Origin of the sequence: Streptomyces sp. Ag109_O5-1 (assembly GCF_003814875.1) — a bacterium.
In the GTDB taxonomy this organism is placed as follows: domain Bacteria; phylum Actinomycetota; class Actinomycetes; order Streptomycetales; family Streptomycetaceae; genus Streptomyces; species Streptomyces sasae.
Genome location: NZ_RKQF01000001.1, coordinates 6,621,352 through 6,643,658, shown reverse-complemented (window position 1 = coordinate 6,643,658; position 22,307 = coordinate 6,621,352). Strand labels below are relative to the sequence as shown.

19 protein-coding genes are annotated in these 22,307 nt (G+C 70.0%); 13 read left to right on the top strand and 6 right to left on the bottom strand.

Annotated elements, in window-relative coordinates:
- Nucleotides 1-3 precede the first annotated feature (3 nt).
- A complete protein-coding gene (gene cdgB, locus EDD90_RS30135; RefSeq protein WP_123976071.1) occupies nucleotides 4-1,674 on the bottom strand; it encodes a diguanylate cyclase CdgB in 1,671 nt (556 codons plus the stop codon).
- Between the two features lie 395 nt (nucleotides 1,675-2,069).
- On the opposite strand from cdgB, the gene EDD90_RS30130 reads away from it, so the two are divergent.
- Nucleotides 2,070-2,561: a flavin reductase family protein gene (locus tag EDD90_RS30130; protein ID WP_123981810.1), complete on the top strand. Its 492-nt coding sequence runs from the start codon at nucleotides 2,070-2,072 to the stop codon at nucleotides 2,559-2,561.
- A 63-nt stretch (nucleotides 2,562-2,624) separates the two neighbouring features.
- Nucleotides 2,625-3,104, top strand: coding sequence for a GNAT family N-acetyltransferase (locus tag EDD90_RS30125; protein WP_123976070.1), 480 nt, complete (start codon nucleotides 2,625-2,627; stop codon nucleotides 3,102-3,104).
- A gap of 32 nt (nucleotides 3,105-3,136) precedes the next feature.
- Here the strand turns inward: EDD90_RS30125 and arfB are convergent, their stop codons facing one another.
- Entirely contained in the window at nucleotides 3,137-3,565 is a 429-nt protein-coding gene (arfB, locus tag EDD90_RS30120) for an alternative ribosome rescue aminoacyl-tRNA hydrolase ArfB (RefSeq protein WP_123976069.1), read from the bottom strand.
- 182 nt (nucleotides 3,566-3,747) lie between these two features.
- Here arfB and EDD90_RS30115 point away from each other — a divergent pair, with 182 nt between their 5' ends.
- A complete protein-coding gene (locus tag EDD90_RS30115; protein ID WP_123976068.1) occupies nucleotides 3,748-4,323 on the top strand; it encodes a TerD family protein in 576 nt (191 codons plus the stop codon).
- A gap of 56 nt (nucleotides 4,324-4,379) precedes the next feature.
- On the opposite strand, the gene EDD90_RS30110 is transcribed toward EDD90_RS30115, so the two are convergent.
- Both EDD90_RS30110 and EDD90_RS30105 read right to left on the bottom strand, forming a co-directional pair.
- Complete coding sequence (locus EDD90_RS30110; protein ID WP_123976067.1) at nucleotides 4,380-4,661, bottom strand: DUF397 domain-containing protein; 282 nt, start codon at nucleotides 4,659-4,661, stop codon at nucleotides 4,380-4,382.
- The gene (locus EDD90_RS30105) at nucleotides 4,658-5,512 is read right to left on the bottom strand and encodes a helix-turn-helix transcriptional regulator (protein WP_123976066.1); all 855 of its coding nucleotides are present in this window, start codon (nucleotides 5,510-5,512) and stop codon (nucleotides 4,658-4,660) included. The genes EDD90_RS30110 and EDD90_RS30105 overlap by 4 nt, the downstream gene beginning before the upstream one ends.
- A 147-nt stretch (nucleotides 5,513-5,659) precedes the next feature.
- Here EDD90_RS30105 and EDD90_RS30100 point away from each other — a divergent pair, with 147 nt between their 5' ends.
- The 7 genes from EDD90_RS30100 (at nucleotide 5,660) to EDD90_RS30070 (ending at nucleotide 12,200) form a co-directional block, all read left to right on the top strand.
- Complete coding sequence (locus EDD90_RS30100) at nucleotides 5,660-6,034, top strand: ATP-binding protein (protein ID WP_123981808.1); 375 nt, start codon at nucleotides 5,660-5,662, stop codon at nucleotides 6,032-6,034.
- Nucleotides 6,035-6,288: 254 nt separating this feature from the next.
- The gene (locus EDD90_RS30095) at nucleotides 6,289-7,143 is read left to right on the top strand and encodes a helix-turn-helix domain-containing protein (RefSeq protein WP_123976065.1); all 855 of its coding nucleotides are present in this window, start codon (nucleotides 6,289-6,291) and stop codon (nucleotides 7,141-7,143) included.
- A gap of 49 nt (nucleotides 7,144-7,192) precedes the next feature.
- Nucleotides 7,193-7,783 (top strand): Uma2 family endonuclease, encoded by a 591-nt coding sequence (locus tag EDD90_RS30090; protein ID WP_123976064.1) that lies wholly within the window; start codon nucleotides 7,193-7,195, stop codon nucleotides 7,781-7,783.
- A gap of 9 nt (nucleotides 7,784-7,792) precedes the next feature.
- On the top strand, nucleotides 7,793-8,326 hold the full coding sequence (locus tag EDD90_RS30085) for a GNAT family N-acetyltransferase (protein ID WP_123976063.1): 534 nt from the start codon (nucleotides 7,793-7,795) through the stop codon (nucleotides 8,324-8,326).
- 426 nt (nucleotides 8,327-8,752) lie between these two features.
- Complete coding sequence (locus EDD90_RS30080; protein ID WP_123976062.1) at nucleotides 8,753-11,146, top strand: glycoside hydrolase domain-containing protein; 2,394 nt, start codon at nucleotides 8,753-8,755, stop codon at nucleotides 11,144-11,146.
- Nucleotides 11,146-11,538, top strand: coding sequence for a hypothetical protein (locus EDD90_RS30075; RefSeq protein WP_123976061.1), 393 nt, complete (start codon nucleotides 11,146-11,148; stop codon nucleotides 11,536-11,538). The genes EDD90_RS30080 and EDD90_RS30075 overlap by 1 nt, the downstream gene beginning before the upstream one ends.
- Before the next feature lie 152 nt (nucleotides 11,539-11,690).
- The gene (locus tag EDD90_RS30070; protein ID WP_260328173.1) at nucleotides 11,691-12,200 is read left to right on the top strand and encodes a M15 family metallopeptidase; all 510 of its coding nucleotides are present in this window, start codon (nucleotides 11,691-11,693) and stop codon (nucleotides 12,198-12,200) included.
- Between the two features lie 33 nt (nucleotides 12,201-12,233).
- Here EDD90_RS30070 and EDD90_RS30065 read toward each other — a convergent pair whose 3' ends face one another.
- Nucleotides 12,234-13,637: a M1 family metallopeptidase gene (locus EDD90_RS30065; RefSeq protein WP_260328172.1), complete on the bottom strand. Its 1,404-nt coding sequence runs from the start codon at nucleotides 13,635-13,637 to the stop codon at nucleotides 12,234-12,236.
- Nucleotides 13,638-13,716: 79 nt separating this feature from the next.
- Here EDD90_RS30065 and EDD90_RS30060 point away from each other — a divergent pair, with 79 nt between their 5' ends.
- The 3 genes from EDD90_RS30060 (at nucleotide 13,717) to EDD90_RS30050 (ending at nucleotide 21,400) form a co-directional block, all read left to right on the top strand.
- The gene (locus tag EDD90_RS30060; RefSeq protein WP_123976059.1) at nucleotides 13,717-14,217 is read left to right on the top strand and encodes a hypothetical protein; all 501 of its coding nucleotides are present in this window, start codon (nucleotides 13,717-13,719) and stop codon (nucleotides 14,215-14,217) included.
- Between the two features lie 230 nt (nucleotides 14,218-14,447).
- Nucleotides 14,448-19,475 carry a hypothetical protein gene (locus EDD90_RS30055; RefSeq protein ID WP_260328171.1) on the top strand — a complete coding sequence of 1,676 codons (5,028 nt, stop codon included), beginning with the start codon at nucleotides 14,448-14,450 and terminating at the stop codon, nucleotides 19,473-19,475.
- 296 nt (nucleotides 19,476-19,771) lie between these two features.
- Nucleotides 19,772-21,400 (top strand): IS200/IS605 family accessory protein TnpB-related protein, encoded by a 1,629-nt coding sequence (locus EDD90_RS30050; protein WP_123976058.1) that lies wholly within the window; start codon nucleotides 19,772-19,774, stop codon nucleotides 21,398-21,400.
- A 10-nt stretch (nucleotides 21,401-21,410) separates the two neighbouring features.
- On the opposite strand, the gene EDD90_RS30045 is transcribed toward EDD90_RS30050, so the two are convergent.
- Nucleotides 21,411-22,097 carry a pentapeptide repeat-containing protein gene (locus tag EDD90_RS30045; protein WP_123976057.1) on the bottom strand — a complete coding sequence of 229 codons (687 nt, stop codon included), beginning with the start codon at nucleotides 22,095-22,097 and terminating at the stop codon, nucleotides 21,411-21,413.
- Nucleotides 22,098-22,307 lie beyond the last annotated feature (210 nt).

Sequence of the window (22,307 nt, the reverse complement as noted above, 5' to 3'; positions counted from 1 at the left end):
GGCTCATCCCGCACGGCGATGTGCTTTGGGACGAGATCGTTTCTCTACGTACATCCGCTCGTCAGCGGATTTCAGGACTTCGTCGGCGGTCATGCCGCAGTGTGCCCAGCCGATGCCGAAGCTGGCGCCCACCCGGACGGCCCGGCCCTCGGCGCGGATCGGCTGGATGATCTCGTTTCTCAGGCGTACGGCGAGGTCCTGGGCGTCGGCCTTGCCGAGGCCGTCGGCGAGGATCACGAACTCGTCGCCGCCGAGGCGGGCCACGGTGTCACCGTCGCGCACGGCCCGGCCCAGGCGCCGGGCGACCTCGATGAGGACGGCGTCGCCGGCGTTGTGCCCGAACCGGTCGTTGATGGACTTGAAGCCGTCGAGGTCGCAGAAGAGCACCGCGAGCCCCTTGGCGCCGTCGTCGCGGCCCTCCTCGGGGGCGACGGTGTGCACATGGTGGTCGTAGCCGTCGTACGACGACGAACCGGCCGAGCCGCCCGCCGTGGCCGCGAAGTCGAAGCCGTGACCGTTCACGTCGTAGGCGGGGTGGCCGTAGGCCGCGTCCAGGGACTCCAGGCCGCCGGCGTCGGCGCGCGTGCAGAGCCGGGAGGAGAGGCGGGAGCGGAGCTCGGCGGAGTTCGGAAGGCCGGTGAGGGAGTCGTGGGAGGCCCGGTGGGCGAGCTGGAGCTCGCGGCGCTTGCGTTCCTCTATGTCCTCGACGTGGGTGAGGAGGAAGCGGGGGCCGTCGGCCGCGTCGGCGACGACGGAGTTGCGGAGCGAGACCCAGACGTAGGTGCCGTCGCGGCGGCCGAGGCGGAGTTCGGCACGGCCGCCCTCCGCGGAGGTGCGGAGCAGGGTGCCGATGTCCTCGGGGTGGACCAGGTCGGAGAAGGAGTAGCGGCGCATCGCGGAGGCGGGGCGGCCCAGGAGGCGGCACAGGGCGTCGTTGGTGCGCAGTATCCGGCCGTGCTGGTCGCCGCCCATCTCGGCTATCGCCATACCGGAGGGGGCGTACTCGAAGGCCTGCCGGAAGGATTCCTCGCTGGCGCGCAGGGCCTGCTGCTCGCGTTCCAGCCTGACCAGTGCCCGCTGCATATTCGCGCGTAGACGTGCGTTGCTGATGGCGATCGCGGCCTGGAAGGCATACATCTGCAGGGCCTCGCGGCCCCACGCCCCGGGGTGGCGGCCGTTGCGCGGGCGGTCCACGGAGATCACGCCGAGCAGTTCGCCGCAGGAGCTGCCCGATATGCCGGGCGTGTACATCGGGGCGAAGAGCCGGTCGGAGGGGTGCCACTCGTCCTCGAAGCGAGGGGCGGGGCCGTCGGTGTACCACTGCGGGACGTCGTCGTCGTCGAGGACCCAGCCCTCGGTGTGCGGTATGAAGACGAGGTCGCCCCACTGCTCGCCCATGGCCAGCCGCCGGTCCCAGGACTCACGGGAGCCGACCCGGCCGGTGATCAGGGCCTCGGCGGCGGAGTTCCCGGAGAAGGCGGCGACGACCAGGTGGCCGTCGGTGGGGCGGACGAGGTTGACGCACGCCATCTCGTAGCCGAGTGCGGTGATCACGCCGTCGGCGACCGTCTGCAGTGTGTCCGCCAGGCTCCGGGCCGTGTTCATGTCGGCCATGACCTGGTGCAGCTGTCGCAGGGACGCAAGACGGACGTAGGGCTCCGACTCGGCCTCCATGCTCGCCCTCCCCCCGAGACCTCGCAGTGAATCAAGGGTCTGATTCGGCGCTACTTTTCCCCGCCACTGAATCACAGCGCGCTGCCCACTCGGTACACAGGGTCAACAATTAATGCCCCCTGTGACTCAAGTCACAGGAGAACGTGAACAATTGAGTGGAGTTTCTGCGTTTTCCCTGTGCGTTTACTGAACACAGCCTTTGCGGCCGTGCGCACATGATGCACGTTACGGCCCTTCCCCGCCCTTGGTCCTAGGACCCGGCTCGGGCCGATGGCCGATGCGGTCGCACAAGGACCGACATTAGCGTTTCCGGCGTGCTGAAGACTCCCTCCCCCACCGCCGCAGAAGCCACCGGGCATGCTGTGGGGGTGAGCAACGAAGCGTTCAAGGCCGCCATGTCCCGGCTGGCCGCCGGTGTGGTCCTGGTGACCGCCCAGGAGCCGCCGCTGGATGCGGACGACCCGTTGGCGCCGGCCGGCGAGGACGTCGGGATGACCGCGACGGCGTTCATGTCGGTGTCGCTCGACCCGCCGTTGGTGCTGGTCAGCCTGCGTACCGGCGCGCGCATGGACGACCTGCTCGACGAACAGCCGCTCTGGGCGGTCTCGGTGCTCACCGAGAGCCAGCGGCACATCGCCGGCCGCTTCGCGATGAAGGGCCGCATCAGCGACCGCCTGCTCTTCGAGGACATCCCCTACACCCGCGGCGAGGCCACCGGCGCCCCGCTCGTCGGCGGCGCCCTCGCGACCCTGGAGTGCCGTACCGAGCAGCGGGTGACGGCCGGCGACCACACCCTCGTCATCGGCCGGGTCCTCACCGCTCACCTGCCGAGCACGGAGGGCGGGCCGCTGATGTATTTCCGGGGCCGGTACCGGCAGTTGGGATGAGACCGCGCGGTCTGTACGGGAATCCCTTGGGCGCATGCTGAACGCCCCTTCTAAAGTGCACGGATGACAACACCCCGGCCCCAACCCCGCCTCGAAGAAGTCACCACGGGGAATTTGGAAGCGGCCCTCGCCATTCGCGTCCGCCCCGGTCAGGAACACAACGTCGAGCCGGTCGCCCATTCCCTCGCCGAGGCGTACGTCCGTCCTCCCGGAGTCGCCTGGCCGCGTCTGATCGTCGACGGCGAAGAGAACCGGCCGGTCGGCTTTCTGATGGCTTTCCTGGACATCGACTGGCGCGCCGACGGCACCCTGTTCCGCTCCGGCCTGTGGCGTCTCAACATCGACGCCGGGGAACAGGGAAAGGGCTACGGCCGGTTCGCGGTCCAGGCCGTGGCCGAGGAGATCCGCCGCCGGGGCGGCGAGCAGATGTACGTCACCTGGCACGCCGGCCCGGACGGCCCCGAGGAGTTCTATCTGCGCCTGGGCTTCCGGAAGACCGGGGAGGTCAGCGGGGACCAGCCGGTGGGGGTGCTGGAGCTTTGAAGGGGGTGCGACAGGGCCGCGGCAGGGCGCCGTCAGGACCAGTCGCGGCCAGTGCGCCCGCGCTTGGTGTCCGAGCGCTGCTTCTTCTCCCGCAGCCGGCGTTCGTTGATCCCGCGCGGGATGCGGGTCGGCTTGCGGGGCTTGGGCGGGGGCGCGGTGGCCTCGGCGAGGAGCGCGGCGAGGCGTACGGCGGCGGTCTCGCGGTTGCGCCACTGCGAGCGGTGCTCGGAGGCGCGTACGACGATCACGCCGTCGACGAGCCGGGCGGCCAGCCGCTCCAGCGCCCGCGCCTTCCACACCTCGGGCAGTGCCTCGGTGTTCGCCAGGTCGAAGCGCAGCTCCACCTGGGAGTCGCTGGTGTTGACGTGCTGCCCGCCGGGCCCGGAGGACCGCGAGAAACGCCAGTTGAGCTCGGCCTCGGGGAGTGAGACGGAGCCGCGGATGACGTAAGGACCGGACATGTCCCCATGGTCGCGCGACTGACCGGCACACGTCACGCGAATATCGTTCATCCACGGTTCGGTAAAGAAGGTAAAGCAAGATGGAACCTTCGGTACCCCTCGTGGCGTTCATACGGGTAGCTGTAGCTTCGAGCCCGTACGCCGCACGGCCGTACGCAGAACAAGGGAAAGGACTCCCGACCATGGCTGTAAGCCTGTCCAAGGGTGGCAACGTCTCGCTCACCAAGGAGGCTCCGGGCCTGACCGCCGTCACCGTGGGTCTCGGCTGGGACGTCCGCACCACCACCGGCACGGACTTCGATCTGGACGCCTCGGCCATCGCGGTCAACGGGCAGGGCAAGGTCTACTCGGACGCCCACTTCGTCTTCTTCAACAACAAGAACACCCCGGACAACTCGATCGTCCACACCGGTGACAACCGCACCGGCGAGGGCGCCGGCGACGACGAGGCGATCAACGTCAACCTGGCGGCCCTGCCCGCCGACATCGACAAGATCGTCTTCCCGGTCTCGATCTACGACGCCGAGAACCGCGGCCAGAACTTCGGCCAGGTCCGCAACGCGTACATCCGCATCGTCAACCAGGCCGGCGGCGCCGAGATCGCGCGCTACGACCTCTCCGAGGACGCGGCGACCGAGACCGCGATGGTCTTCGGCGAGCTGTACCGCAACGGCGCGGAGTGGAAGTTCCGCGCGGTGGGCCAGGGCTACGCGTCCGGCCTGGTCGGCATCGCCCAGGACTTCGGCGTCAACGTCTGACACGCGCTGCGCTGTGCGGGAGCCCCCGGTGTGACGCCAGGGGCTCCGGCCTGCGCTCAGTCCGCAGACGCGTAGGGGACGAAGGCCACCCAGGCGGCGGGGGCGAGAGCGAGTTGGGGCCCGGGGGTGGCGGGCGTGAACTTTGAGTCGCGGATGTGGATGGTGGTGGGGGTGGGGGCTATTTCGAGGCAGGAGTCGCCGTTGGGGCCGTCGCTGTAGCTGCTTTTGAACCAGGCGAGTGCGACTTCGACGCAGGACTCGCCGTTGGTGCCGCCGCTGTAGCTGCTCTTGAACCACGCCAGGTCGGTGGGTTCCCCGGAGGAGTCCTTGCGGATCATGTCTCTCCCAGCAGTTGCTCAATAAAGGCCTGCGACTCCCGCGGAGGGAGAGCCTGCGCCCGGATGGTGCCATATTGCAACTCGATGAGTCGAAGCTGTTTCGGATCGTTGGTCGGTCGCCCACTGAACGCACCATCGGCGCGTCCGACAGCCGTGCCGTCCGGGAACTTCAGCAACTCGATCCTGCCGTCCAGCCCTGGATGCGCATCCGTGTTGGTCGGCATGACCTGAAGCGTGACGTTGTGCAACCGCCCCACTTCCAGCAGACGTTCAAGCTGCTGCCGCCAAGCCATTGTGCCTCCGATAGGGCGGCGTAGCGGCGCCTCTTCCAGCACAAAGTGGATGGACGGAGCCGGGTCGCGCTCGAAGACCGACTGCCGAGCCAGACGAGCCATCACCATGCGCTCCACGTCGTCCGGCGAGTAGGGTGGTTGCGCCGCCGAGATCACTGCTCGCGCGTGCTCGGGCGTCTGAAGTAACCCGGCAATGATGTTGCACTCGTACAAGCCGATCTCAACGGCCTGCCCCTCCAACTTCGCAAGCTCCCGCACCTTCTTCGGGTACCGGACTCTCTTGACATCCTCCCAGGTCGCCGAGATCAGCCCACCCGCCTCCAGGACCTCGTCTGCCCTGTTCAGGTACTCCTGGCGGGGAATCCGCTTCCCGCCCTCCACCTTGTAGACCATGTCCTCCCCGTAACCGACCGCCTCCCCGAACTCGGCGGCGCGCATCCCCACCGCCTCTCGCCGCAGCTTCAGCTGACGCCCGACCGTCGCGATGACCGCCACACCCCAGTCGTCGTCCGGGTCGACCTCCCAGCCCGGCTCGGCCACCTCGCCGTCCACGCTCATCCCGTACACCCCTTTCCCGACAGCCAAGACAGCACTGGACAAGCGCCGGACAGTCACCGTACGTAAGGCCTCCGTGACTGTTCACGGTACGCACGCGCGGCCACGCTGAGTGATGTGAACGACGAAATCTCCACCCCCGTCCGCAACATGAGCCTGCGTCTCTCGTCCACGCCGAGGGGCGCCCGGCTGGCCCGGCTGCTGGCCGCCGAGCAACTTCGCACGTGGGGGCTGCCCTTGGACCCGGCGAGGCAGATCGTGGCCGAACTGGCGGCGAACGCGGCGACGCACGGCCGGGTGCCGGGACGCGACTTCGGCCTCGTGCTGTACGTGGTGGGGAACACCCTGCGTATCGAGGTCACGGACACGCGCGGTGACCTCCTGCCGCAGCCCCAACCCTTCATGTCGGACGCCGAGTCGGGCCGGGGCCTCGTCCTGGTGGACGCGCTCGCCGACAAGTGGGGCGTGGCACCGGGGCTGTCGCCGCGCAAGACGGTGTGGGCCGAGATCGGCGTGTCGCCGTAGCCCGGAAACGCGGGCGCCGGTCGCACGGGCCGTCACCACCAAAGAACGACGGGGAGAAAGAACCCCACCAAGCCCCACCCCTCCCGCCCGTCGCGCAGAGTCACTCCCGCGAGTGAATATGCCCAAGTGGACTGGATTTGGGGAGGGTTGCGTGCCCTACGCTCAGCGCAACAACCGCAGAAAAAACTTCGGCCCCCGCCGGGACGGCAATCCCAGTGCGAGGGCCTGACCACCCAGGAAGAAGACCCTTCCCGATGGATACGAAAGACCCTAGCGCGCCCTCGTGTGCCGAGTCCCGCACTGCCGCCAAGAAGCACCCGAATCGGGGGTTCGGCGGTCTCCTGCACGACAACGCCCGCCACACCTCCCACTTCGTGGTGATCGGCAACCACCTCGCCCAGCACGCCACCCTCTCGGCGCTCGCGATCGGGCTCGGCGTGCACATCCAGTCGCTCCCGAAGGGCGCCCAGGTCGACATCAAGAGCCTGACAGCCCGCTTTCCGGAGGGCAGGGACCGTATCGGCGCCGCGCTGCGCGAGCTTGAGGCCGAGGGCTATCTGCGGCGCGAGCGGGAGCGGATCCCCGACGGCCGGATCGTCACCCGCACGGTCTCCTGCAATCAACCCGGTCACCGCAGCCGCGCCCATCGACCCGAAGCCTCAGCACGAACGAAGGCGCCGCAGAAACCCGTCCGCAAGGCCGTCCCACCTGTGCCACGCCCGGCCTGCCCCTCGCCCGCACTCGTCCAGAAGGCCCTGGACCTGCTCGCGGACCTCCGCCGCCACGACTCCCGGCTGCTGCTGTCGGCCGCCGATACCGAACACCTGGTCCCCGGAGTCGCCGCCTGGCTGGAACGCGATGTCACGCCCACCGCTGTACGGCACGCCCTGACCGCCGACCTGCCGGCCGAGCCGCTCCACAGGCCCGCCGCTCTCCTGGCCCACCGCCTGACGGACCGGCTGCCCGCGCCACCGCCCTTCCGCCCGCCTGCCCCGCCACCAGCCGTCCCCACCCGAATCCACAACTGCAACGGCTGCGACCGCGGCTTCCGCGCCCCCGCGCCCGGACTCTGCGGCGACTGCCGAACCGATCTCCCGGAGGAGACCTAGCATGAAAGCGACGATCCTTGCCCCTGGGCACAGACGAGGAGCGAGCGCCATGACCATCGCACCGGACGACGCACGGCAGGACGCCTCCCCCTTGTACCGGGCCATGCGCGACTTCGTGGATTCCACGGACGGCACCCTCCCCGGCAAGTTCGAGATCACCAAGGAAGGGATCGTCCTCGACATGATGTCGCCTGTCCGGCAGCACGAGCTCACCGCACTGCGTCTCCGGAAACGTCTGGAGAAGGTCATGCCTGAGGAGATCGTGGCCCACACGGGCGAGCCCGATGTCGAAGTGGCGCCAGAAAGAATCATGCGCCGCCCCGACATCATGGTGATCGCAGAGGTGGACATGGAGGGAGACGGGTCTTTCGACCCACGTACGCTGATCGCCGCTGTCGAAATCGTCTCCTGTTCCAACCCGGACAACGACTGGGTCAGCAAGGTGCGCGACTACCCCCTGATGGGCGTCCCCGTCTACGCGATCTTCGACCCCCGCACCGGCACCGGCGCCGTCCTCACCGACATCCACCCCACGCCCGACGGCCCGCGCTACGCGACCCGCAAGGACTTCGTCTACGGCGAGGACGTCACCATCGGGGAGTGGACGATCTCGACGGACAACCTGCCCCGCTACCCATAGGTCGCGGGCATGATCCTCCAGCCCCTGTCCCTACAGCCCGGCGACGACATCCCGGCCCCGGTCCTCACCGAGCTCACCGCCCTGTACGCCTCCAACCGGGAGTTCCAGGCCCTCAGCGGCGACTTCCCGGACCCGGACGACGTACGGCCGGAGCAGGTGGCGACGGCGCTGGCGGACGAACTGGCCCACCCGGACGCCGAGGTGCTGCTCGCCCGCAGCGAGGGGCGGCTGGTGGGGATCGCGGTCACCCTCGCCCGGCACCCGGACCCGGCCGACCCGGACCCGTGGATCGGGCTGCTGATGGTGGACGCGACGGTGCAGCGCCAGGGGTACGGCCGTCGTATCGCCGCCGCCGTCGAGGACCGCTTCCGCGCGGCGGACCGCACGGCTGTCCGGCTGGCCGTCCTCGACAACAACCCCGGGGCCCTGGCCTTCTGGACCGCCCTCGGCTATCGGGTGATCGACCACCGCGGAGACCGCCAACTCGGCCGCCCCTGCGCCGTACTGCGCAAGGTGCTGTGCAACGAACGCGAACAGGGCTGACCGGCGTTCCGTGCGCCGCACGATGAGCCGACTGCTGCCGCGCCCGTTCGGCAGGGTGCGCCAACTCGGTCCCACCGCAAGGGCGTTCACACCTTTCAGCGTCTCTTGACCCTGACCTTTGGCCTATGCCTATGCCTATGCTGATCTCAGCGTAGGGCAGCCCGACCAAACTGCCCGCCGACGCGTCGTTCAACGACCGGGAGAACCCGTCGTCATGGGGGGATACATCGCCATGCCTCAGTGCCGGGCTGTTCGCGCACGCCGATCCGACCTCGCATGCCTGCCCCCTTTCCTGCGGTGCCCCTGACACCCAGCAGGTAGCACGCAACGGGCCGCCTGGGCCTACGCGCACGATTCCGCTTTCCCTTTTATCCCGGCATATCGACGTTCTGAAGAACTCCGATTGCTGGAGGAGAGGCCCCCCACATGGCTGATGAGAAGGTTCTTGCCGCCCAGAAATGGGTCAACGCCACCTACGCCAACGTGTCCGGCTATGCAAAGTGCCCCGAGAACGGGCAGACCGGCTGGTCCACCATGTTCTCCCTCACGATGGGCCTGCAGCACGAGCTCGGCATCAGCCCCGTTGTGGCGAGCTTCGGCGACGGCACCCTCGCCAAGGTGACAGCGCTCGGCACCATCGGCATCGGGTGGAAGAAGAACCTCAACATCGTCAAAATCATCCGCCACGCCCTGTTCTGCAAGGGCTACTGGGGTGGCGACACGGCGGTGGCCGAGTTCGACACGGTCGCCGCGGCGTCGGTCGACAAGGTGAAGGAGAACACGGGTCTGCCCCAGGACGGCGGGGTGGTCCAGCCCAAGGTACTCAAGGCCCTCCTCAACATGGACGCCTACATCACCGTCGCGGGCGGCACGGACAAGATCCGGTCCATCCAGCAGTGGCTGAACAACAACTACTGGACCAAGAAGACGTTCTCCATAGGCCCCACTGACGGGATCTACTCACGGGTCGTGCAGCAGTCGCTGATGAAGGCGATCCAGCTCGCGATCGGCATCGCGGAGGCAGACGCGAGCGGCAACTTCGGCCCCGGCACGCAGGCCGGCCTTCAGGCCCACACCGTCGGACCCGGTTCGTCCGGTCTCTTCGCGCAACTGTTCTCCGCGGCCTGCGTGTTCAACGAGCCCGTTCCGGGATACGGCGAGCCCGACGCACGTACCCACTTCACCGACTCATGGGATGCGGATGTCGAGGGCTGGGTGACGGCGTTCCAGACGTTCTCCCAGCTCCCCGCCACGGGAAAGGGCGACTACAGCACGTGGGCGCAGCTCCTGGTGTCCATGGGGGATCCCGACCGGCCGGTCACCGCTTCCGACACCGCCTACACGATCACTCCGTCCCGCGGCGCCAGGATGTACTCCGACGGCTACCGGTACGTCGGCCGCTACCTCAACGAGGCCTCGGCGGGCGGCGGGTCGAAGATGCTGGAGCCGGGCGAGCTCGACAACATCTTCAAGGCCGGACTGCGCGTCTTCCCGATCTTCCAGGACAACGGCAGAAGCCTGGCGGAGTACTACTGGGGCAACGGTTACAAGCACGGCCAGCTCGCCCATGACCAAGCCGTTCACTTCGGCTTCAACCGGGGCACCGTGATCTATTTCGCCGTTGACTACGACGCCACCCAGGAGGACATGACGCACATCGTGGAGTACTTCCGCGGGGTCACCTCCGGCCTCGCGGCCAAGGGCAAGCGGTATCTCCATGGGGTGTACGGCTCCCGGAACGTGTGCGCGCAGGTGACGGAGGAGACCTACGCGGCGTACTCGTTCGTCTCCGGCATGTCCTGGGGCTTCTCCGGCAACCTGGGCTTCCCCCTGCCGGCGAACTGGTCGTTCAACCAGATCAAGGAGTACAAAGTCACCAACGGCAGCGACACGTTCTCGCTGGACCGCGACTCACACCGGGCCGGCTCCGACAACGGACAGCAGAACGTCAACCGTGTTGTGTCCCCCGCCGCGGACTTCCTCGCGAACATCGACCAGCTGTACAACCTCGCCAAGAACTACGGAAAGGGCGACCCGAACCAGCTGGTCACGGACTACTACCGGCAGGAGCGCTATGCGACGCGCGAGTGGAAGGACCTGATCAGCGAGGTCGACTGGTCGTTCATCGACTATGCCAACAGCCATGGCGCGGAGCTGTTGTCCGACTTCACCGACCCCTTCACGGGCCAGATCCTGGGCCCACAGCACCTGCTGGCCACCGCGGCCGGTCACATGATCAAGCCGCCTCTGTCCGATTCACACAAGGCCAACCGGGGCGACGTGGCCGGGTGGGCCGGAGATCTCATGACCTTCTACGGGGAATGGCGTCGCGACAGCGACTCCTTCCCCAACGGCTACACCTACTGCACCGAACGCCTCGGCAAGATCGGCTCGGTCTCCTCGTTCGGCTTCGACGACCTCGTCGAGGACGCCGACGGGTTCCTCTTGGCCGAGAAGATGCGGTCCGGCGTGGCCATCACCACGGCTCTGCACGAGCACTATGAGAAGACCGGTGGGGTGACCCGGTTCAGGGACTACCTCGCCAAGCGGTTCGGCACTTCACAGGCCGCCGCGACGGACGCGGCGTTCTACATCCTCACATCGATCGATGATCCGCTGATCAACCTCGGACGCATCGCCCTCGAACAGCAGACCGGTGGAGTCGCCATGATCCTTTCCCACCTGCTCCCGGAGGACAGGCTGAAGAATTACTGCCTCGGCTTCGCGGATACGCTGATCGCTCGCGCCGGGCTGGAGGCCCGCAGCCAGGCGAAGCTGAAGTCCAACCACGCCAGGCTGTTCGCGGGCGATCCCGCCTGATGAATTCCTGGATCCTCGCGGTGCTGTTCGTCGGCTTCGGCCTGGCCTTCGTACGCGTCCGGAAAGGCCGCCGGCTCCTCAGCCTGATCAAGGCGTCCACCGCCACTGGCACCCTGTGCTACCTGCTCGGCTGGTTCCAGGTCTACTTCGCCTTCCCGTCGCATGCATGTCCCGACTTCTTCGACAGGCGGCCCATCGTCCGCTTCCACCGCTTCACGGACGGCACTTTTCCGCTGCACGCCACCTGTCACTGGGACAACGGTGAGCAGAAGGAACTCGTAAGCGGCTGGGTCAATCCGCTTCTGTTCACCTGTATGGCCGTGTTGACCGGCTGTCTGGTGACGTTGGCGGTCCTTGCTTACCGCCGTTACCGGAAAGGACACACTCGTTGAGCGACACCGCACGCATACTCACCCGCCGTCAGACTCTCGGCCTGACCGCCGGCCTCACTGCGGGAGCCCTGCTCGCAACTGCTCCTACCGCTGCCGCGGCCGCACCTCAGCGGAGCGTGTGGCGTCACCGACGGTCTCAGAACGGCTGGCCCGTGATCGACGGCGACCGCGCCGCGCTCTTCCGAGTCGAAGGCGCCAACGCCGCGGTGCCGCTGCTGAAGGGCGACGTGGCCACGGTGCTGCTGCATGTGGCCCGCAGGTTCTCGTACGAGATCGACATGCTCCGCCCCGGCGACGTTCAGGGCCACACCGGCCACCGCACCGTCGGGGCCGGCTTCGAGTCGAACCATCTGTCCGGTACCGCGATCGCGATCCGTCCGCTCTTCTACCCGCTGGGGGCGCAGCGGGGCACCGGCCTGTCCGATCTGGAGAAGATCGTCGTCGCGGACATCCTCGCCGACTGTCAGGGCGTCATCGCATGGGGCGGTAACGCAAAGCCGGTCAAGGAGTCCCATTTCCAGATCGACGTCCGCCCCGGTGATCCCGGACTTGCCCGTCTTGCCCGCCGGATCCGTGGCGAGGACACCGTCCCCGGATCCGGCGCCGGATCGATCGACCCGTTCCTCCCCGACCGCCGCAAGAAGGCTGCGGCCTACCTCTGACCTCCGGCACGGCGGTGAAGGCCGGGCCGCATCTCACTGGTGGTCCGGCTTTCCGTCCCCGTACAGCCAGTCCTTCCAGATCCCGCTGAAGTCCTTGCCCGGCGCCATCTTCTCCACGTACGCGGTGAACTCGGCGGTGTCCGCGGTGCCGTGGCGGTGGGCGGCGGTCCAGCCCTGGATGATGTCGTAGAAGCGGTCGTCGCCGACCGTCTGGCGGATCTTCTGCAGGACCATCGCGCCCCGGTGGTAGACCGGCGGATTCGAGATGTACATGGCGCCCGGCGGGTTCGCCGGCGGGAACCCCCAGAGCGTCGAGTCGTCCGTGGGGGTGGCGTAGTACTTGTCGAAGGTCTGCTGGGCGGTCCGCCCGCCGTGGTCCTCGTCCCACAGCCACTCGGCGTAGGTCGCGAAGCCCTCGTTGAGCCACATGTCCCGCCAGGTCTTCGGGGTGACGGAGTCGCCGTACCACTGGTGGGCGAGTTCGTGGACGAGGATGTCGGTGTCCGGGACGCCGGGGAAGACGGGCCGGTTCTGGGTCTCCAGGGCGTACCCGGAATCGCCCGGCCGGTTGACGATCGCGCCCGTGGAGGAGAAGGGGTAGGGGCCGAAGTTGTACTGCTCCCACTCGATGATCTCGGGGATCTTCGCGAGCACCTTCTTGCTCGCGGCGACCTGCGTCGGGTCCACGGCGACGTACACCGGCAGTCCGTCGGAGGTGGTGGACCGGGTGATCGTGTAGTGGCCTATGACGACCGTGGCGAGGTAGCTCGCCATCGGCTCCGCGCTGTGCCAGACGAAGGCGGTGCGGTCGCCGTCGGTCGTCTCGCTCTTCAACTCGCCGTTGGAGACGACCTGGAGGCCCTTCGGGACGGTGACCGTGATGTCGTACGACGCCTTGTCGGAGGGGTGGTCGTCGCCGGGGAACCAGGCCATGGAGCCGACGGGTTCGCCGAGGGCCAGCGCACCGTCGGCGGTGCGCAGCCAGCCCTCCTTGGAGCCGTCGGGGTCGGTGATCGTCTCCGGGGTGCCCGAATAGCGCACGGTCGTGCTGAAGGTCTCGCCCTTCTTCAGGTCGTCGTGCGGGCGGATCGTCAGCTCCTGGCCGGCGCGGTTCCAGCGGGCGTCCCTGCCCTCGACGGTGACCGCGCCGACGTCCAGCCCCTTCAGGTCGAGGTCGAAGGCGGTCAGGTCCTGGGTGGCGCGGGCGGTGATGACGGCGGTGCCGGTGAGGTGGCGGGTGCCCGGGTCGTAGGCGAGGGTGAGGCCGTAGTGGCTCACGTCGTAGCCGCCGTTGCCCGCCTTCGGGAAGTACGGGTCGTGGCGGCCCGCGCCGCCCGGGGTGCCGTGGACCCCGCCGTCGCACGCGGTGAGCGTGAGGGCGAGGGAGAGTGCGAGCGCGCCTGCGGCGACCGGGAAAACGCGTACAGGTCTGGACACGCGATCGATCCTAGTGAGGCGGGGGCCCATCCCCCAGGTCGATGAGGCAGGCGGTTCCTGCCATGACACCATCGGCTACGTGCTCGACATCGGCTACGCCCTCTCCAACCGTTTCCCGGACCCGCCCCAGACCGACTACCGGCGGGTGGACGTCCGCGCGCTGCGCCACGACCTGTTCTGCGGGGACGTCTACCTCGCGGACACCAAGGCGGACCGGGAACTGTCCACAGCCTGGGGATGGGTGCCGGTGCTCGACTTCGCGTGGGCGCTGTGCGACATCGTGGAGCGGATCGACCGCGACCCGGCGGGGTCCAGGGCCGCCCGGCCCCAGCACGCGGAGCTGGACTTCACCGAGTCCACGGACCGGATGCTCTTCGAGCGCCGCTTCGGCTGGGTGGACATCGAGGCCGACTGGATGCCGGCCGAGGAACCGCCCCTCACCTTCTCCCACTCCGAGCTGCGCCGGGAGGCCCGCGACTTCCTGCACGACCTGATCGCCGACCTGATCGACATGCACGAGGACCTGGCGGACAACCCGGCGATCTGGACGCTGCAGGCCCGCTTCCCGAGGGTCTCCTGACCGTCCCCGTACCGCTGAACGACCGTTCGATGTACGGGAGTTGACACCCCGCCGAGGCGGGAGTGACAAGTGAGGCGGGAGTCGGCGGAAGGCGGTCCGCCCGTCCCGGCGGTGCATACGTTGACTGCGTGCGGACGCAGCGACAGGCAGGCGACAGCGGAAAAGACGCCTCTCCGGAGACCTCCCGGGTACCGGTCACCGCAAGGCCCGCCGGGCCCGCGGAGAATGTTGTGCTCGCCTTCCAGGGGAGTGCGGGGAACGAGGCCACCACACTGGCGCTGCAGAACCGGAAGGGGAAGGCCGTCTTCCGGCCGCGGGCCGGACGGAACCGGCCCGCACCGCCGCCCCCCATCGAGGAGGAACGCACCGCCCCCGGGCTGGTACTGCCGCCGTACCTCATGGACTTCCAGGCCGCCGGGCTGTCCACGGCGTACGGGCTGACCGGGCACGAGTTCGTGCGCAACGCCGTGGCCGCCGTGGTCGGACACGGCGACGGCCAGGTCGCCGCCCTCGCCGCCGACCTGGCCGGCCGGCCCGAGGCGTACTACGGGCAGGGCCGCGCCTTCGCGGTCAAGGGCAGGGACGGCAAGGAGTGGTTCGACGTCACCGTCACCGTCTCCCGCGCCCCCGACGACCGGCCGCCCGTCTTCCACCCCGGGGAACTGCTCGCCAAGACCGTGCCGGACCCGGACGGAGCACCGCTCGCCGCGGTCGACGAGGCCGAGGGCAAGGACACCAAGGTCGACGTCCAGCACAACACCGCCGCCACCGTCGCGACCACCGCGAGCGGCTCGTCGAGCAAGGGCCTGGGCGGCATGGCCTTCGGGCTCGCGCCCGTCGTACCCGGACTGTGGCTGGGCGGCGCCGGGATGGCGAACGCGCAGCCCTGGCAGTCCTCGCGGGAGTCCCGCAGCCAGCGCAACGTGGCCGAACCACGGGTGCTGCGCAGCGACAAGGGCTCGGTCGAGGCGCCGCGCAAGGTGCGCTACGGCGTACGGATCAAGAAGCACGGCGCCCAGCGGGAGCAGACCTTCCACGGGTCGGGCACCCTCACCCAGCGGGTGCCCACCGAACACCTCGTCCCGGCCGGCACCCTGACGCCCGCCCCGCCGCAGGCCGTCGGGGCGGACACCGCCCGGCGCGTCACGCTCGCCGACTCCATGGCCCCGGTCGCGGTGACCGACACCGCCGCCCCGCACCAGGGCGGCGGCGGGCTCTTCGACGCGGTCGCCTCCGTCCTGCACCCCTCGCTCACCGCCCCCGGGGCACCCGGCCGGGCCCGGCTCTACGAGGCGACCGCCACGGCGAGCGTGCTGGAGGACATGCCCCGGCTGCTGCGCGACGGCGTCACGGGCGAGGACCTGTCGTCCAAGGACGGCAGCAGCGTGGGCAGCTACCGTATGCACGCCGAGATCACCGGCATGTCACCCGCCTGGGGCACCGGCGGCACCCAGCTGCGCACCCACCAGCAGACCCAGCACACGGTCACCGAGAGCGCGGGCAAGGGGCGCGCCGTCACCGGCGGCCTGGGCCCGGCCATCGGCGTCGGAGCCTCCGGCAGCGCCGCCGTCGTACGGGCCACGGCCATGCCGGTCGCCGCGGCCCGCAAGGCGCGGTTCACCGTGGCCGAGCAGACCGTGTCCAGCCGCCAGGGCGCGGAGGTCCGCGGCGACAAGGTGCTCTACCTCGCGACCGTACGGTTCACCGCGGAAGGTACGGGGCCGCGCTCGGCCGAGATGGTCCTGCGCCCCGGCACCCGGGTCGCCCGGCACTCGATGCGGGTGTGGATGACCCTGCGCGCGGACGAGGCACAGCCGCTCGGGCTGCCGCTGCCGCCCGGCGTCGAGGCCGGGGAGTTCATCGAGAAGCCCAAGCGGACCGACGAGCACGGGAACGAGGCCGACGTCGAACGTCACCTCCCCTTCGGCGCCATGGGCTCCAGCGTCACCCTCAGCCAACTCGACACCGGCCCCATGGTGCGGGCCGTACAGGAGCTGTTCGCGACCGACCCCCGGCTGGCCGGCTATCTGCCCGCCTTCGGCACGGATGCGGTGGCCTCGGCCCCGGGCAAGGAGGAGGCCGCTCTCCAGCGGCGCAACCACCGCGAGCTGATGGCCGCCCTGTCCGAGACCAACCTGCGGGTCAACAAGGACCAGCTGACCTCCACCGGCATCCGGGTCCGGCTGCGCCGCAAGACCACCCTGCACGCGCACGATGTGCAGCTCCGGGTCCGAGGGCAGCTCCGCGAGACCGGCTACCTCGGCGACACCGACAACTGGCTGGTGCGCAGCCACTCCGGTGTCACCGGCAACACACAGAGCGGGCGCAGCAGTTCGCGTTCGATCGGCGGCCTGGTGCTCGGCCAGGCCAGGCTCGTCCCCGGCGTCCTGACCGGCTCGGCCCGCTACGAGAGGCACCGCTCCGGCACCCGCCGCAACCAGGCCGGCCCCACCACCCGCACCGACGTCCTCACCAACGGCTCCGAGAAGGCCGCCGCCTTCGGAGCCGCCCTGCGCCTCGACGTCGACGTCACCATGACCTCCCGGCAGCGCAAGCTGGGCCGCGCCCTCACCCCCGGCTCCCCGGGCCGGGACGCGCCGGAGGCCACCCCGCTGGCGGGCCTGCACCTGGAGGAGCAGGACGTGCGGCTGGTCACCCCGACGGAGTTCACCCTCGACGAGGAGGGCAGGCAGCGGCAGGGCGCGGTGCGCGACCGGCGCCGGGCGCAGGCCCCGCGGCCCGAGCACGCCGTCACCGCCGAGGGCATAGGCGATCTGGCCACGCTGGCGCCCCGGCCGTCCGTCGGGCAGCCGCTGCGGGACTGGCAGCTGGTGGAGACGGTCGGCGACGGCCAAGCCGTCCGGGACCTCGCCTTCCAGCTGCTGTCCCGGGCCGCCGCCCGCGACAAGGGCGTGCGCGAGGATCCCGCGCTGCAGACCGAGGGGCTCGCGCCGCGGCTGGCGATCGAGGAGCGGTTCGGGCCGCAGGCCATCACGGCCTCGCTGCGGCAGGCCGCGTCCTCCGGGTGGGTGGTGAAGAACCTGCGCCATCCGCGGCGGCTCGCCGCGCTCAACGGGGCCGTGGGCACCCGGCTCACGCTGACCAACCCGAAGTTCCTGCACCGGGGCGCCGGTCCCGGCACCGAGACCTTCGTGCTCGGTGGACACCAGGCGGCAGGGCAGGAGGGGCAGGGCACCACCAGCACCTGGCAGTTCGGCGCCACCGGCTCGGAGAACGGCACCGAGTGGCGTCTGGGCCAGGGCCTCTCCGGCAACCGCACCACGAGCGAGGGCGACACCCGGTCCGCGGCCCTGTCCGGCACGGTCGAGCGCAACGCCCACACCCCGAAGAAGGCACCGCTCTACCTCGTACAGTGCGATCTGCTCGTCACCATGGTCGCCGAGGTCAAGGTCACCGGCGGCGGCCCCTACGTGGCGACGGCCGCCCGCACCCTGCCGGCCGAGGCGGCGGTGTGGCTGACCGAGGCGCAACTGCCGGCGGCGATCCGTAGACAGCTGAAGCTCGACCCCGAACCGGGGCTGATGACGCCGTCGTCCCGGCCGGGACGACGACCGGCCGAGAGCTCCCGCACGGGCGCCGAACGCGAGGCCGGGGAGCGGGCACGCGCCACGGACACCGCCGGGTCCTCCACCTCCGCACCGCCGCGCACCGGCCCGTCCTTCGCCGGCGCACTGCCGCTCGGCTTCGGCATGATCGAGAACCTGCCGAACTTCGTGCCGCTGCTGGCCCGGCTGCGGACCCGTCTCACGGAGAGCGGACAGCAGAGCCTGGCCGACGACCTGCTGCCCCGGCAGCAGCTCACGGACCGCAACGACAACGTGCAGCGGCTGCTGCGCGTCCTGGACCGCGACGGCAGCACCGGGCTGCTGTCCGGCGCCATGGACGGCGGGGTCACCGTCGAACTGTTCGACGGCCGCAGGACCCCGTACTGGGCGGTGTTCAAGATCAACCGCCTGGGCGACGGCGGCTACGACGCTGCGGCGGACGACGGCCGGGACATGGAGTACATCACCGCGGCCGTGGCCCAGCAGACCGCCTCCCACGACAAGGGCGTGACCACCGGCGTGGAGGGGATCTTCGCCGGCTCCGGCAAACCGGACGGCGGGACCGGGCAGCTCAAGAGCACGGGCGGTGCGGCGGGGCTCGGGGCGGGCTCGGGCGGCTCGCGGCGCACCGGCACGGCCGGCCGCGGCCAGCTCGGTATGAAGACGGTCGCCGAGGCGAAGACCGCGAAGTCGTCCAGGATGCGGGTACCGATCGAGGCGACCCTCGAACTGCACCGGGGCGGCCGCCGGCTGGCCCTGGTCTCCCTGGGCCGCCAGGCACTGACCCACCGCGTCCTGGACAAGGACCTCGCCGCCCTCGGCCGGCTGACCCCACCGCGCCCCGCCCCGGTCGCGGCGGCCCCCGGCCCGCAGGACGACCGCCCGGCCGCGCTCGGCACCTGGCGCTCCGGTGGTGTGCGGCTACCGATGGAGGCGCAGGTGAACGGCTTCCAAGGGGCCCCGCAGATACGGGAGCTGGTCAACTCCGCGGTCCGGGAGGCCGGCGGCGGCGACCGCTTCCGGACCAAGGGGCAGGCCGCCGCATACACGCTGCAGGAGGCCGTCTCCACCGAGTGGCTGATCGCGGCGCTGCCGCTGCTGACCACCGCCGGGGCGGAACTGCCCCCGGTGCACGCCACCGGAGCGGCGGGCCAGGACCTGCGGGCGTCCCTGCACGCGCGGCTGCGGGACGGGCGAGTGCTGGGCGTCGGCGACAAGATGACCTTCGAGACGGTGGGACAGAGCCACCTGGACGCACCCCGGCCCACCCAGACGGACGGCCTGAGCTCCGCCGACCACGGCAGATCGGCGCGCGGTCTGGCGGGCGCCGGGCTGCTCAACGCCGACGAGTTCCGGCTCAACCAGTTGATGGGCAACGCGGGTGGCACCGGCGGCGCGGCCGACATGGCGGCGAACGCCTCCGGCTCGATGCCGCTGCACAAGCCCAAGTCCGCGTCGGTCCTGGTGCAGTTCACCCTGGACGTGCGGGTGGTGGCGAGAGTGGCCGACCGGGTGCGCCCCGGCCGTACCGGCACCGCCGTACGGGAACTGACCCTGCCCCGGCCGGTGGTGATCCGCATGCCGGAGCCGGTGGTCCGCCGCGTGCTTGCTGCGCAGCCGGACCGGCTCCAGGACCCGGACGACCATCTGGGCCTGCGGAAGAAGGCGGCGCCGGTGCCTCCGGCGAGCTGAGGGCTTCGGGCGGTTCACGGCTGTCGGTCGGTGGGGGCTGGGCGCGCCCACGCGGCGGAGCCGCACATCGATACAGCCCCGCACCCCTTTGGGGCGCGCTGTCCTTGGGGTTGTGAACAGTTGGCGATCGACAGTGCTTGAACGCGTTCTGGCGTGCGTGAGTGAGTTTTTCCAGGCACCCGCGGGTGGATTCTAGGTGGGGAACGGGAGTTCCTGCGTCGAATGCGTGACCTTTACCGGTGGTGGTCGTTGGAGGTGGTGACGGATTTGTGTGACACCGGACCGGGGGTGAAGGGGTGGGCGGGCTGCGGGAGGTCGCGACACCGTTCATGGTGCCCGGCCCGTCCGGGGTCGCGATCCGGTCGCGGCTCAAACACCTGACCGGCAGGGACGAGGAGGCGCTGCGCCTGGTCGGTGACCATCTCGGGTCGCTGGCCTCCCGTGATCTGAAGGCCAGGTGCGCGGCCGAGCTGGACCACGACGGTGAGCAGTGGGCGCGGCGCAAGCAGGTTCTGACCGGAGAGTCCTCCTCCCGCTGGGCGGGCAGTATCACGAAGGCCAGTCATGATCAGTGGGCGCTGGCCCGGCGCGGCCGGCTCGCGCACATCCACAGCCTTCAGGCAGGCGTGCGCACGATCACACACCGGCTGTCCCTGCCCCCGGGCGAGAAGGGCTCCAAGCACGCGCCCGGCGGCTACCGCAGCAAACAGGAGTGGTTTGCCAAATCCCGCCGCCTGCACGTTCTCGAAGACCGGCTTCAGGCGGCACAGGCCGACTGGCAGACCGGAGTCGTACACGTGGTGCGCGGCGGGAAGCAGCTGCTGAACAGCCGGCATCACCTGGAACAGGCGCAGTTGACCGAAGAGGAGTGGCGTCGGCGGTGGCGGGCCGGGCGCCGCTTCCTCCAGGCGGATGGCGAGTCCGGCAAGCGGTACGGCAACGAGACCCTCCGCGTCTCCCCCGACGGCGAGGTCTCGATCAAGCTCCCTGCGCCGCTGGCGCACCTGGCGAACGCCCCGCACGGCCGCTATGTCCTGGCTGCCCGTGTGTCGTTCGCGCACCGGGGCGAGCAGTGGGCCGACCGCGTCACCGCCAACCGGGCCGTCGCCTACCGCATCCACGAAGACGTGGGCCGGGGCCGCTGGTACCTCACCGCCTCCTGGACCCTCCCGACCGTCCGGACGATCCCGCTGGAGGCGGCCCGCGCGAGAGGTCTGGTCGGCGTGGACACCAACGCCGACCACCTGGCCGCCTGGCGCCTGGACGTCCACGGAAACCCTGTCGGCGCACCTCTCCGCTTCGGCTACGACCTCACCGGCACCGCCGGTCACCGTGACGCCCAGGTGAGGCATGCCCTGATCCGGCTGCTGCACTGGGCCCGGCGACACGGCCTCGCGATCGCCGTCGAGGACCTCGACTTCACCGCGGAGAAGACCCGGGAGAAACACGGCCGCAAGAAGTGGTTCCGGAAGCTGATCTCTGGCATGCCCGTGGCCAGGCTGCGGGCCCGGCTCGTCAGCATGGCGGCCGAACTCGGCATCCCCGTCATCGCCGTCGACCCCGCCTACACCTCCCGGTGGGGCGCCCAGCACTGGCAGAAACCCCTCACCACCACTACGCGTAAGACCACCCGCCACGACGCGGCAGCCGTGGCGATCGGAAGGCGCGCCCTGGGGCACCCGATCAGGCGTCGGACGGCACCGCCCCGCACCCACCAGAGCGATGGATGCGGGCATCGGACCGTCCAGGCCAGACCGAGTACCCCAGGGCGTGAGGGACACCGCCCCCGCATCCCCGGACCACGGACACGATCCGTGCCGCCCGGACGCGGAGCGAACGCGGTCGACCAGAACGCCCAACACCGTCCGGGGCGCTCGGCTGAGCACGAATCCTGGCAACAGGACTCACTCCCGCTCAGTCTCTAGAGACGGTTGGTCAACCCTCCACGCGGATCCCCAGCTGTGCCGCCAGCACCGGTGCCAGATCCAGCAGTTGGGACATGCTGATCACCGCCCCGGCCAGCCGCTCCACCCCTCTCGCGATGCCCAGTTCAGCAGCGCCGCGCAGATCGACGTCCTTCATCGTCACCCCGTTGAAGTCGGCCCCCTTCAAGGTGCAGTCGGTGAACTCCACCCGCTCCAGTACGGCGTCGCCGAAGTCCGGTTCGACCAGGACACAGCTCTCGAAGACCACGTCTCTGAGTTTCGCGGTGCGCAGGTTGAGGTAGTCGATCTTGCCGCCGCGGATCACCACACGCTCCAGGACGGCGCCGTGCAGCTGCGTGCCGCCGAGGCGGGCGTCGACGAGCTCGACGTCGCGCAGGGTGGCCTCCGCCAGATCCGTGCCGACGCCTCTTATGCCGGTGAGGACCGAGTCCAGCACGCGCGCGTGCCGCAGCCCCGTCTCGTCGAAGGCACAGCCCGTCAGCGCGCAGTCCATGAAGCGGGCGCCCGCCCCGTCCTGCCCGGCGAAGTCCGCCTCCCGGAACGCCAGCCCGTCGTAGTCCCCGTCCGGCTCCAGCGCGCCGTCGTCCCAGGGCTCCAGTGGAGGCAGCCGCACCTCCGGCCGCCGCGCGCCCTTCACCTTGCCTCCGCCGGCCCCACCGGCCGCTGTCCTCGCCATGCCCCCATCTTGCAGGCCGCCACTGACAACGCCCCCGACCTGCGCCGACAGCCGACACGACCACGCCGATGTCACATTCCGCCCGCCCGGATCCGTCGTATGAGCGAGGACGAGGAAGGCGCGTCCCCGGGCGGTCCGCCCTTGACCTCAAGCGCGCTTGAGGTCGAAGAGTCTCAAGCGCGCTTGAGGTCGAAGAGTCGAGGAACCAAA

Coding starts and splice junctions, on each gene's coding strand:
- EDD90_RS30075 (WP_123976061.1), top strand. CDS start 11,146: ATGAATTCCTGGATCCTCGCGGTGCTGTTCGTCGGCTTCGGCCTGGCC.
- EDD90_RS30095 (WP_123976065.1), top strand. CDS start 6,289: ATGGATACGAAAGACCCTAGCGCGCCCTCGTGTGCCGAGTCCCGCACT.
- EDD90_RS30085 (WP_123976063.1), top strand. CDS start 7,793: ATGATCCTCCAGCCCCTGTCCCTACAGCCCGGCGACGACATCCCGGCC.
- cdgB (WP_123976071.1), bottom strand. CDS start 1,674: ATGGAGGCCGAGTCGGAGCCCTACGTCCGTCTTGCGTCCCTGCGACAG.
- EDD90_RS30130 (WP_123981810.1), top strand. CDS start 2,070: ATGTCCCGGCTGGCCGCCGGTGTGGTCCTGGTGACCGCCCAGGAGCCG.
- EDD90_RS30115 (WP_123976068.1), top strand. CDS start 3,748: ATGGCTGTAAGCCTGTCCAAGGGTGGCAACGTCTCGCTCACCAAGGAG.
- EDD90_RS30125 (WP_123976070.1), top strand. CDS start 2,625: ATGACAACACCCCGGCCCCAACCCCGCCTCGAAGAAGTCACCACGGGG.
- EDD90_RS30045 (WP_123976057.1), bottom strand. CDS start 22,097: ATGGCGAGGACAGCGGCCGGTGGGGCCGGCGGAGGCAAGGTGAAGGGC.
- arfB (WP_123976069.1), bottom strand. CDS start 3,565: ATGTCCGGTCCTTACGTCATCCGCGGCTCCGTCTCACTCCCCGAGGCC.
- EDD90_RS30080 (WP_123976062.1), top strand. CDS start 8,753: ATGGCTGATGAGAAGGTTCTTGCCGCCCAGAAATGGGTCAACGCCACC.
- EDD90_RS30105 (WP_123976066.1), bottom strand. CDS start 5,512: ATGAGCGTGGACGGCGAGGTGGCCGAGCCGGGCTGGGAGGTCGACCCG.
- EDD90_RS30110 (WP_123976067.1), bottom strand. CDS start 4,661: ATGATCCGCAAGGACTCCTCCGGGGAACCCACCGACCTGGCGTGGTTC.
- EDD90_RS30090 (WP_123976064.1), top strand. CDS start 7,193: ATGACCATCGCACCGGACGACGCACGGCAGGACGCCTCCCCCTTGTAC.
- EDD90_RS30100 (WP_123981808.1), top strand. CDS start 5,660: ATGAGCCTGCGTCTCTCGTCCACGCCGAGGGGCGCCCGGCTGGCCCGG.